Annotated in this window: 9 protein-coding genes; 5 read left to right on the top strand and 4 right to left on the bottom strand. The window is 38.6% G+C overall.

Going from position 1 to position 11,198, the window contains the following annotated elements; genetic code table 11:
- Positions 1-188 precede the first annotated feature (188 nt).
- Positions 189-545, bottom strand: coding sequence for a helix-turn-helix domain-containing protein (locus tag ACO6HM_RS07430; RefSeq protein ID WP_208429427.1), 357 nt, complete (start codon positions 543-545; stop codon positions 189-191).
- A complete protein-coding gene (locus ACO6HM_RS07425) occupies positions 532-900 on the bottom strand; it encodes a type II toxin-antitoxin system RelE/ParE family toxin (RefSeq protein ID WP_485390456.1) in 369 nt (122 codons plus the stop codon). The genes ACO6HM_RS07430 and ACO6HM_RS07425 overlap by 14 nt, the downstream gene beginning before the upstream one ends.
- Positions 901-1,205: 305 nt before the next feature.
- Here ACO6HM_RS07425 and ACO6HM_RS07420 point away from each other — a divergent pair, with 305 nt between their 5' ends.
- From ACO6HM_RS07420 to ACO6HM_RS07400, 5 genes are all read left to right on the top strand, one after another.
- Positions 1,206-1,895, top strand: a complete 690-nt coding sequence (locus ACO6HM_RS07420) for a hypothetical protein (protein WP_485390455.1) — start codon at positions 1,206-1,208, stop codon at positions 1,893-1,895.
- Positions 1,896-1,910: 15 nt separating this feature from the next.
- The gene (locus ACO6HM_RS07415) at positions 1,911-2,873 is read left to right on the top strand and encodes an acyltransferase family protein (RefSeq protein ID WP_485390454.1); all 963 of its coding nucleotides are present in this window, start codon (positions 1,911-1,913) and stop codon (positions 2,871-2,873) included.
- A gap of 194 nt (positions 2,874-3,067) precedes the next feature.
- A complete protein-coding gene (locus ACO6HM_RS07410; RefSeq protein ID WP_485390453.1) occupies positions 3,068-3,838 on the top strand; it encodes a phosphatase in 771 nt (256 codons plus the stop codon).
- A gap of 157 nt (positions 3,839-3,995) precedes the next feature.
- Positions 3,996-5,810, top strand: a complete 1,815-nt coding sequence (locus tag ACO6HM_RS07405) for an ABC transporter ATP-binding protein (protein WP_485390452.1) — start codon at positions 3,996-3,998, stop codon at positions 5,808-5,810.
- Between the two features lie 8 nt (positions 5,811-5,818).
- On the top strand, positions 5,819-7,633 hold the full coding sequence (locus ACO6HM_RS07400; protein ID WP_485390451.1) for an ABC transporter ATP-binding protein: 1,815 nt from the start codon (positions 5,819-5,821) through the stop codon (positions 7,631-7,633).
- Positions 7,634-7,843: 210 nt separating this feature from the next.
- On the opposite strand, the gene metF is transcribed toward ACO6HM_RS07400, so the two are convergent.
- Together metF and metE are read right to left on the bottom strand one after the other, a co-directional pair.
- Positions 7,844-8,710 (bottom strand): methylenetetrahydrofolate reductase [NAD(P)H], encoded by an 867-nt coding sequence (gene metF / locus ACO6HM_RS07395; RefSeq protein WP_485390450.1) that lies wholly within the window; start codon positions 8,708-8,710, stop codon positions 7,844-7,846.
- A gap of 3 nt (positions 8,711-8,713) precedes the next feature.
- Positions 8,714-10,984, bottom strand: coding sequence for a 5-methyltetrahydropteroyltriglutamate--homocysteine S-methyltransferase (gene metE, locus ACO6HM_RS07390; RefSeq protein WP_485390449.1), 2,271 nt, complete (start codon positions 10,982-10,984; stop codon positions 8,714-8,716).
- Between the last annotated feature and the right edge of the window lie 214 nt (positions 10,985-11,198).

Below are 11,198 nucleotides of genomic sequence, written 5' to 3'. Positions count from 1 at the left end.
GCTTGACCAAAGAAAAAGGAAAGATGTTGATTCGGTTGCAGTTTTGAAGATATATGAAAAAGGGGCTGTCACATTAACAAACTAAAAAATGTTAGTGTGCAGCCCTTTTTTTTATTTGACAGGATATTTCTCCGAAATTACCTGTCAAATCTATCGTAATTGTTAATAATCTGTATGGAATTATCTATCTAGACTTGCTTTAGTGGAACAATAGCCAGAGTCTTACCTAAAGGGGCTAGAACCTTTAATAAAGTGTTTATCTGAGGATTAGTTGTACCCTTTTCCATCCTGGCTATAATAGGCTGCTTAACTCCGCTTAACTCTTCAAGCTTCTTCTGACTTATCCCTTGTTCAGTCCTAGCCTTTATCAACTCTCCGATAAGCGCCACTCTTAAATCGCTTTCAGCTATTTCGTCGGGAGTCAAAAAAGTATCTATAAATTCCAATGAATCACATCCAATGGCATCTGTTTTACGAGCTTTAATATCGTCAATATTTTTTTTTGCCTTTTCTATGGCATCAAGACACTCTTTATTTCTTTTCATTTTTAAAATTCCTTTCAATATAATCATACATAAGGCTTTTTGCTTTTTCAATTTCACCTATTGGAGTTTTCTGAGTCTTCTTAATATAGTGAGATAGCAGAATAAATTGACTGCCATCATAAGCAAAAAACAGAATTCTATTGCGAATAGGGCGCAACTCCCATATTTCGCCACTTAGGTGCTTGATATAAGGTTCGCCTAAGCTTGTACCATACTCACTTAGAGCCTTAAGATAATCTCTGATTTTATTTATATTTATCCGACTATGCTTATCTTTTTTATTACCTAGTTCTTGAAAGTAATCTTTTAATGGCTCTCTACCAAATTTATCTTTATAAAATTTTATAGAATACATTTTACCCCTCCTTCCCCACTAACTATAATACTTTAAAGTTATTAGAATGTCAAGTACTTTAAAGTTACTAAACAAGATACTTTATTAAAATTAACTAAAATCACACTTATATTTGATGAATATTTTAAATTGTGCTATTATAGTTGTGGTTGTATTGATTTAGTTACCATAGAATGATTTAAGTATCGAAAGATGATGTGTTCTCATATAAGTGGCTTACATTATATAAGTTTAATTTATGCGCCTATATCAGGGAATATACCAGAATCTTGTAATTTGAACAAATAACAATGGAGGAGATTGACATGAAGAAAAATATTGCTTTATTATTATGTGCTGGTTTATCACTAACACTCTTTGCCTGCGGTGGAAATAACTCAAAGTCAAGTTCTGCTGCAAACACTACTTCTGTAGAAAATAACAGTAAGACATCAAAAGGAACAGCTTCCCAAAGTGTTTCATCTACGGGGAATAATAGTTCGAATAAAATAAACGGTAGTGATAGTACAGGAAGCGAAAGTTCAGGTACAGCAAGTCATGGCTCTGATACAGGGAGTACATCTGAAAATGACATTTCAGGAGTAAAATTAACTGAGCTCTTAGACAAAATATGCAAAGATACCAAGGCGCCTGCAAATGAAATATTTGAACTGGATAAAAAGAGCTTTGAACTATATAGCTTTATCAAATGGACTGACGGTATTGAAGCAGCCTGCTCAGAGGGACAGATATCTACTGATGCACATTCATTGGTGCTTATAAGGGCAAATGGAGCAGATACCAAGACTATGGCTCTTGACATAGCTGCTAAGGCTGACCCTAGAAAATGGATTTGTGTAGGGGCAGAGGTAGGGAAGGTATTATACACAGATAAATACGTTCTTATGGTTATGACCTACAAAGATGCTTACGAAGGTATCAAGTCTAACTTTGAAAAGCTGGTAGGTGTAGAAGTTCAGACAATAGATATGAAAAAGTCCGGCAATTTGGAATAATAGAGAGGAAGTTAAATGGAACTAAAGAAAACAAAACAGCCTATTATGGGGATTGCGGCCCTTCTGATTGTTCTCTACCACCTATTTCCGGTTTCAAGAAGCAGTGATGTGGTTAGCGGTGTAATCAGGTTTATAGTGATGACAGGCTATATTGGAGTGGATATCTTCTTTTTTATGACAGGTTATATGGCTTATTATTCTGATACCGGCAATTATTTTAGCTATGTAAAAAGGAAGTTCCTGCATATATATCCTATATTTATTTTTTGTTGTATTCTCTATGTAATAATGGGCAAACTTAGTATAACAAAGGCGGTTCTCACAGTTTTTGGAATTGAGTTTATCTTAAATGGCGGTGGCTCGATGATTTGGTTCATTCCTGCCATTATGATATTTTATCTTGCCGTACCATTTTATCTAAAACTTGTTAGAAAGATGAATAATATAAAACTGCTTATAATCAGCCTTGTTATCTGGTCAGGAATAATGCTTGCACTTGAAAACTTCACTGATAATCACAGCTTAAACATTTTTTTATGCAGGCTTCCTATTATTTTACTTGGCCTTTTTTTAGCAGGATACGAGGGAAAATGGAGGGTAAATATAAAAGCTGGTGTTGGAGTTGTGCTGCTTGTTGTGGGTATTGCATTGAATTATAACTTTGGATATATGATAAAGCTGGCCTTTCCTATAAGCGATATATTCTATGTGACAGCAATCCCTTATGTGATGGGGATTATCCTTTGTGCAGATGCCTTATTTGCCAAGGTGAAATCCTATATTTTTAGTGCTTTGGGTAAGGTGTCTCTGGAGCTATACTGTTTACAAATGGTATTTGGAAGTTTGATATTTGGAAGAGCCATTCGCTATGTAAATAGCAGTCTTGTGGCATTTTTTATAGTATTTGCCATTATTTTCATCTTATCAAAACTAATCCATACTGACAATAAAGGTGCATTTTCATTTACAAAGCGCTGAAATTCTGATACAATAATAAGATACCGGTGTCAAAAGTATTTGGCACCCTATGATACAGCAGTGTAACTGTTTTGCTCGCAGTTTACCTCGATAATATTTGTAATCAGTGTATTTTACAATGGCTGCTTACTCATATTTTGGGCTCATATTGCACTATAGTAACTATACACATATAAGATTAAGGAGGCATAGTCATGATTAAAATAAAAACAGACACCCACACTCATACCCTGGCATCCGGCCACGCCTACTCCACCATAGAGGAGAATCTTAGGGCGGCAAAAGAACAAGGGCTTGAGTTAGTTGGAATTACCGACCACTTCAGCTCTTTTTTTGTGCCTTCAACAGACTTTGCCTGTTTTGGATTTTTTATAAATAAAAAGGCTCTGCCTGAGGTATGGCATGGTGTAAGGCTCCTCTTTGGTGCAGAGGTGGATATAGTAGACCTTAAGGGGAATTTATTTGGACACGACCTTTACATTCCATATCCAAATAAAAACGGAGTTAAGCTAACCTATGAAGAGGGGATATTAAACCGCCTTGACTACCTCATTGCAAGTGTGCATTTTAAGGATTTTGCAGCTAATTCTACAGTAGTCGAAAATACAGAGCTCTACATCAAGGCACTTGAGCATGAAAATGTGAAAATACTTGGACATATTGGGCGTTCAGGTCTTGAATTTGACATTGACGAAGTTGTAAAAGCCGCTAAGTCCTTGAATAAGATGATAGAGATAAATGAGGCTTCTTTTGGACATGGTGAGGCCGTACAGGATAGATGCCTTAAGATTGCTCTTGCCTGTGCTAAGTATGGCACTAAAATCGCAGTAAATAGTGATGGTCACAGTTCTTTTGAAATAGGTAAATATCCGAACACAGAGACCTTTCTTGATGAAATAGACTTCCCTGTTGAACTGATTGGAAACAGGGACGCAGAGACATTTTTGAGCACAATAGGAATTTAGTAATGAACATATACTAAGCCTTTACAATGAGTGGAGGTACTTGATATTGCTTTAGAATATTCCTGAATTATAAAAAGGAGGCTTAGACTACCAGTGTAAAACAATATATTTAATTCAATTTGATTAGTATGTTATTAATTTTTTAACAGGAGAATGTATGAAAGATAGAAAATTTAAGACTAATAGGGAGTTAGTTTGGCATTTTCTAAGGGGGAGTAAGGCATATTTTATAATTGCCATACTCTGTATTTCCCTTATGAATCTGCTGGCGCTAATAGTACCAAGAGTAATCAGCTATACTGTTGATACCTTGATTACAGGTAAGGAGAGTGACCTGCCTGCATTTATTGTGGATGCTATAGATAGTATAGGCGGATCTGCTTATATTAGGGAGCATCTCTATCTGATAGCAGTATTTCTGATGGTAATAGGGGCTTTATCTGCCCTGTGTAACTATCTATACAGATATTACAATAACAAGGGTGCGGAAACTTTGGTGGAAACGATGAGAAATGAGATATTTGCACATATTGCAAGGCTTCCATTCTCATGGCACACAAAGAACCAGACAGGAGATATAATCCAGCGCTGTACCTCTGATGTAGATGCGGTTAAAAACTTTGTTTCAGGACAGCTTACGGAAGTTTTTAGAGTAGTTTTGATGGTTGCATTTTCGCTTTATTTTATGTTTACCATCAATGTAAAGCTGGCTCTGATTGCAGTTATTCTTATACCAATAAACATAGCTTATTCTGCATACGGTCATAAAAGAATGGGTAAAATCTTTGAAGAGGCAGATGTGGAAGAGGGTAAGCTGTCTGCCGTAGTACAGGAAAATCTGACAGGAGTCAGAGTTGTGAGGGCTTTTGGAAGGGAGCTTTTTGAAAAGGAAAGATTTGAAAAGCAGAACCATGATTACTGGAAGATGTGGATAAGAGTGGACTGGGTGCTGGCATGGTTCTGGGCGATAGGCACACTTTTACTAAGCCTCCAGACTATGATAGTGGTTGTGCTCGGTGCGGTATTAGCAGTTAGAGGAGAACTTCTTGCTGGTGAATATATTGCATTTTTCTCCTATAATATAATGCTTGTCTGGCCTATAAGGCTGCTTGGAAGGCTAATCTCAGGCCTTAGCCGCAGTGAAATAGCAACAGAGAGAATAAGGTACATTATGGATTCTGAGCCTGAGAAGGATGAGGGCAAGAAGCTGAAGCCCGATATGACGGGAGACATAGTATTTAACAATGTGAGCTTTGCTTATGATGAAAGTAAGGAGATTGTTAAGAATGTGTCATTTAGGATAAAGGGAGGTACCACAGTAGGAATACTTGGAGGTACCGGCTCAGGTAAATCTACCCTTATGCACCTTCTTAACAGGCTTTATGAGCTTCCTAAGGAGAATGGAAGCATTACTATCTCAGGAGTAGACATAAAGGATATTGAAGTAGGTTATCTTCGTGAAAATGTAGGAATGGTACTTCAGGAGCCTTATCTTTTCTCAAGAACCCTGGCTGAAAATATAGCCCTCGGCGGGAAGAATGCAGAGATAGAAGACATAAGAGAGGCATCAGGTACAGCCAGCCTCTTAGAGACTATTGAGAGCTTCAAGGAAGGCTTTGAGACTACAGTAGGGGAAAGAGGAGTTACACTTTCTGGTGGACAGAAGCAGAGAACAGCCATTGCCCGTATGCTTATAGGGAAATCTCCTATCATGGTATTTGATGATTCTCTTTCTGCTGTGGATGCGGAAACTGACGCCAAGATAAGAAAGGGGCTTTTGGAAAAGGGAAAGAATAGTACGGTAATTATTATTTCCCATAGAATCACTACCCTGATGGCGGCTGACAATATTCTTGTTCTTGACAAGGGTAGACTGGTAGAATCAGGAACTCATGACGAGCTTATAAAGAATACCGGTATTTACAGAAAAATCTATGATATACAGTCTGTAGCCCTTAACTATGAAGAGTAGGAGGATGTATGCAGGATAAAACGACGATAAAATTTCTGCCCTGGTTTGGCATACCAAGGCTTTGGCCATATTTCAGGGCATATAAAAAAGACATGTTAATAATGTGTGTGACTGGTGCTATTTCAACGCTTAGCGAAATAATTTTCCCTCTATTTAATCAGTTTGCAATAAATAATTTCATAGGAAAGAAAGAACTAAACGGCCTTGGAAGATTCATAGTACTATACCTGATTGCCATAGCCATACAGATGGTAATGGAGCTGATTTCGGCCTATGTAGCTTCAAACATAGAAATAAGCGTTGCAAGAGACCTTAGAAATTCAAGCTTTAACCACTTGCAAACTCTTTCGTTTTCGTACTTTAACCAAAATAATGTAGGCTATATACATGCAAGGGTAATGAGTGATACGGCAAGAATAGGCTCGATTGCAGCCTGGTACTTCTTTGACCTATTGTGGTCAACGGTCTATATTGTGGGTGCTTTTGTGGTAATGTTTAGCTTAAATGCTAAGCTTGCCCTTTTGATAGCGGCCCTTTTGCCTATTGCAGCTATAATAGTAGCTGTATTTCAAAAGAATATCATCCATCTTAACAGAGAAGTAAGGGAGATAAACTCTACAATTACGGGTAATTTCAATGAGGGAATAACCGGCGCAAAGGAGATAAAGACCCTCGTTGCTGAGGAGAGAATGAAGGAGAATTTTAATAAGGATTCCCTTAATATGAAGAGGAAGTCAGTAAGAGCTGCTCATTTTTCAGCACTTTCTTCTTCCCTCGTTTCCCTTGTAGGCTCGCTCATAATTGCTATCGTGCTTATGCAGGCAAGTGTGCTAACCATCGAGGGAGTTATGCTAATCGGTACTCTGTCTGTATTTATGTCCTATGTACAGGGTATAATAGAGCCGATTAGAAATATTACACTTACTATTGCAGACCTAATTGCATCTTCTGTAAATATTGAGAGATTTACTGGGCTTATGGCAACAGAGTCTGATGTGGCAGACAGCAGGGAGGTTGTGGAGAAATACGGAGATATATTCAATCCTAAAAAGGAAAACTGGGAAGAACTTAAAGGGGATATTGAATTTAAGGATGTAACTTTTAAGTATCCCGACGGAGATGAGTATGTACTTGAGCACTTCAACTTAAAAGTACCTAAGGGAACCAATGTAGCCATAGTAGGAGAGACGGGGGCAGGTAAATCCACCCTTGTAAATCTGGTCTGCCGCTTCTTTGAGCCTACAAAGGGGCAGGTGCTTATAGACGGAAAGGATGCAAAGGAGCGTTCAGGACAGTGGCTTCACTCAAACATAGGTTATGTACTCCAGTCGCCTCATCTTTTCTCAGGAACAATAAGGGAGAACTTAAAGTATGGCAAGCCTGACGCTACAGATGAAGAGATAATGGCTGCCCTGGAATTAGTTTCTGCTACAGCTGTAGTAGAGAAGATGGAAAAAGGGCTTGACAGTGAGGTTGGAGAGGGCGGTGACCTGCTCTCTACAGGCGAGAAGCAGCTTATATCATTTGCAAGGGCGATAATTGCAAAGCCGAAGATTCTGGTACTTGATGAGGCAACTTCCTCCATTGACACAGTTACAGAGAAGATAATTCAGGATGCTATCGAAAAGGTAATCACAGGCAGGACCTCATTTGTAATTGCGCACAGGCTCTCAACCATAGTAAATGCAGATGTAATCCTCGTGGTAAAGGATGGAAAGATTATAGAACAGGGAAGACATAAGGATCTTATGAGACAGAAGGGTTATTACTTTGGACTATTTACCAGACAGTTTGAGAACAGTGTGGTGGATGAGATGGAGTAAAATGGCTACGCCTCATATTTTTGGCGGAGAAAATTATAAAATACACAGGATTGCTACGGCTGCGCCTCCCGCAATCCTTACAAAAATATTCGTAATCCGCTCATTTTACTGCGTAAAATGGCTACTTACTCATATTTTTGGCGGAATAAAACGACAATAAGCCGTTTACAAGCAAGCTTGTAACGGCTTTTATCGTTTTATTCCTTGTATTTATATGATATTCCTTATACCTTCACATATCCTTCTGGCTACGTGTGGGTTATTCATTGTATAGAGGTGAATACCTTCTATATCGCTTACAAGGAGATCTATAATCTGACTTAGTGCATAGGACATTCCTGCGTCAAAAAGCGCTTCTTTGTTATCTTCGTATCTATGAATTATTTTCTCAAAGCGGGCAGGGAAGGCAACACCGCACATCGTTATCATTTTCTTTATCTGAGAAGCATTGATTACAGGCATGATTCCTGGTATTACAGGGACATTGATATCTGCAACCCTGCAGTATTCCTGAAAACGAAGGAAGATATCATTGTCAAAGAACAACTGAGATAAAAGTACTTCTGCTCCTGCATTCACCTTTGTCTTTAAATGTCTTATTTCATTAATCACACCGCCTGATTCAGGATGACACTCAGGATAGCAGGCACCTAAGAAACAGAAATCCCATTTTCCCTTCATATAAGCGATGAGGTCGGAGGCGTGTGAAAAATCATCCTTTTCAGGGAAGTTAGGATTTTTATCTCCTCTTAGGGCAAGTACATTTTCTACTCCTGCGTCTTTAAGAACCTTTGCAAATTCATCAATCTCAGCTTTACTGTAGTGAAGGGAGGTAAGGTGAACTACAGGCTCTACATGGTACTCCTGCTTTATCTTCTTGGCTAACTCTATGGTGCGGTTGCAGTTAGAACTGCCACCGGCACCAAAGGTTACACTTATATAATCGGGCTCAAGTTCACAAAGAACAGCCAGAGTCTCATCTATGTTATTTAGCTCGCTATCCTTTTTAGGTGGGAAAATCTCAAAGGATAGAACCTTTTTATCTTTTTTATCTTTGTAAACTTGGGAAACTTTCATAAATTATGCCTCATTCCTAATTATTTTTGCTGCAGCCACCATATTCTTAAGGCTTGCTTCTGTCTCAGGAATTCCTCTGGTCTTTAATCCGCAGTCAGGATTTACCCAGAGCTTATCTCTGTCAATCTTGGAAAGCATAGTATGGAGGGTAGCAACAATTTCCTCTACAGAAGGTACTCTAGGTGAGTGAATATCATATACACCAGGACCTACCTCTGTTTCAAAGTTATGTTCTTTTAATGATGTAAGTATCTGTAAGTCGGAGCGGGAAGCCTCGAAGGTGATAACATCCGCATCCATATTGTCAATAGCAGGGATAATGTCTGTGAACTCGCTATAGCACATATGTGTATGAATCTGAGTTTCAGGTCTTACACCGCTGTGTGTGAGACGGAAGGCAGGGATGGCAAAGTCAAGATATTCCTTCTGCCAGTCAGACTTTCTAAGTGGAAGCTTCTCTCTAAGAGCTGCCTCGTCAATCTGAATAATCTTGATTCCGTTCTTCTCCAAGTCAAGAACCTCATCTCTGATTGCAAGTGCTATCTGAGAAATGGACTCCTTGATTGATATATCTTCTCTTGGGAATGACCAGTTAAGTATGGTAACAGGTCCTGTAAGCATTCCCTTCATGATTCTCTTTGTAAGTGACTGAGCATATACAGACCATTCTACCGTGATAGCTTTCTTTCTGTATACATCGCCCCAGATTACAGGCGGCTTAACACATCTTGTACCATAAGACTGTACCCAAGCCTTCTCTGTGAAGAGGAAGCCGCCAAGAGCCTCACCAAAGTACTCAACCATGTCGTTACGCTCAAATTCTCCGTGAACAAGAACATCGATATCGATGTCTTCCTGGAATTTTACACAGTCAGCAATCTGCTTTTTGTTAAACTCTTTGTATTCAGCCTCTGTAATTTCGCCCTTTCTAAAAGCTGAACGGTTTGCCTTTACCTCTCTAGTCTGAGGGAAAGAACCGATGGTAGTTGTTGGGAATTCAGGAAGACCAAACTCCTTTTTCTGCAATGCCTGACGAGTCTTACGCTCAGGGCTTCTGGTATAATCACTGTCTGTGACCTGAGACAGTCTTTTGTGAACCTCTTCACTATAGCAGTCTCTCTCTCCTGCAAAGAGCTTAGCATTTGCCTGATATGAAGCCTCGTTTTTGTAATCTGCATTGCCTGCAAGTGCCTTAAGTTCAGCAAGCTCGTAAAGCTTCTCCTCTGCAAATGCAAAGTATGAAAGGTAGTTTGCTGATAACTTGGTCTCGTGCTTTGTTGTATAAGGTACGTGTAAGAGTGAACAGGAGGTAGATAAAACGCAGTTTATGCCCTTTTCCTGTAATTTAGCAAGGCTCTGCAAGGTCTTCTCGTAGTTATTTCTCCAGATATTCTTTCCGTTTACAAGTCCTGCAAATAAAAGCTTATCCTGTGGGAAACCATACTTTTCAACAAGAGCGAAAGTCTCTTTTCCCTCTACGAAATCAAGACCGATTCCGTCAAATGGAAGCTTTATTAAATCGCTGTAAATGTCTCTTACATCACCAAAATATGTCTGAGCTAATACCTTAACATTATTCTTTGAAGAAAGAAGGGCTGAATAAATCTTATTAAATAATGTGATATCTTCACTATCTGTATCTCTTACAAGAGCAGGCTCATCAAACTGTACCCAGCTTATTCCAGCTTCTTCAGCCTTCTTAAGGTAGCTCTGATATGCACTGATTAAAGCATCAACAAAATCATTTGAAGATTTTTTGCCTGTAAAGCGGCATAATTTAAGCAAGGTGTAAGCGCCGATTACTATGGACTTAGTCTCTACTTGAAGAGCCTTTGCCTCGTTATACTGCTCAAATGGCTTGTTGCCTGAAAGCCTTATTTCTGTATCATCCTCAACCTCAGGCACAATGTAGTGATAGTTAGTATTAAACCATTTTCTCATTGCAAGAGCCTTTACATCTCCTGACTCTCCCTGATAACCACGAGCCATAGCAAAATAGGTATCAAGCTCAGAGAGGTTAAGCTCCTTATAACGCTTAGGAACTATGCCAAATAGTACTGCGGTATCAAGCAAGATATCGTAGAATGAAAAATCATTACTTGAGATAAAGTCAATTCCTGCCTCTTTCTGAGTATTCCAGTGAATTTTTCTAAGCTCCTTACCTTTGGCTAAGAGCTCGTCTGCTGTGATTTCTTTCTTAAAATATTTTTCGCTAGCGAACTTTAATTCGCGTAATGTACCTATTCTAGGGAATCCGATTACTGATGTTTTCATATTGTCCTCCAACTCATATTCATAATTTATCTATAAAACTAGGTCTATTATAAGGGGTGTTGGCTTCTTTGTATAATATATATAAACATAGGATTGTTATAAATATTACTTATATCAATTTGAAATGCAATCTTTTTAACTATTGCAGAATTTAATGATACAAGTGTCAAAAGTATAAAATTCGATTGGGGCTTGCTTGCAAGAGAATATATTA

The sequence above is a fragment of the Catonella sp. genome (assembly GCF_057250765.1).
Note: the sequence above shows the minus strand (reverse complement) of the source record. Positions and strands in the feature narration are given on the sequence as shown.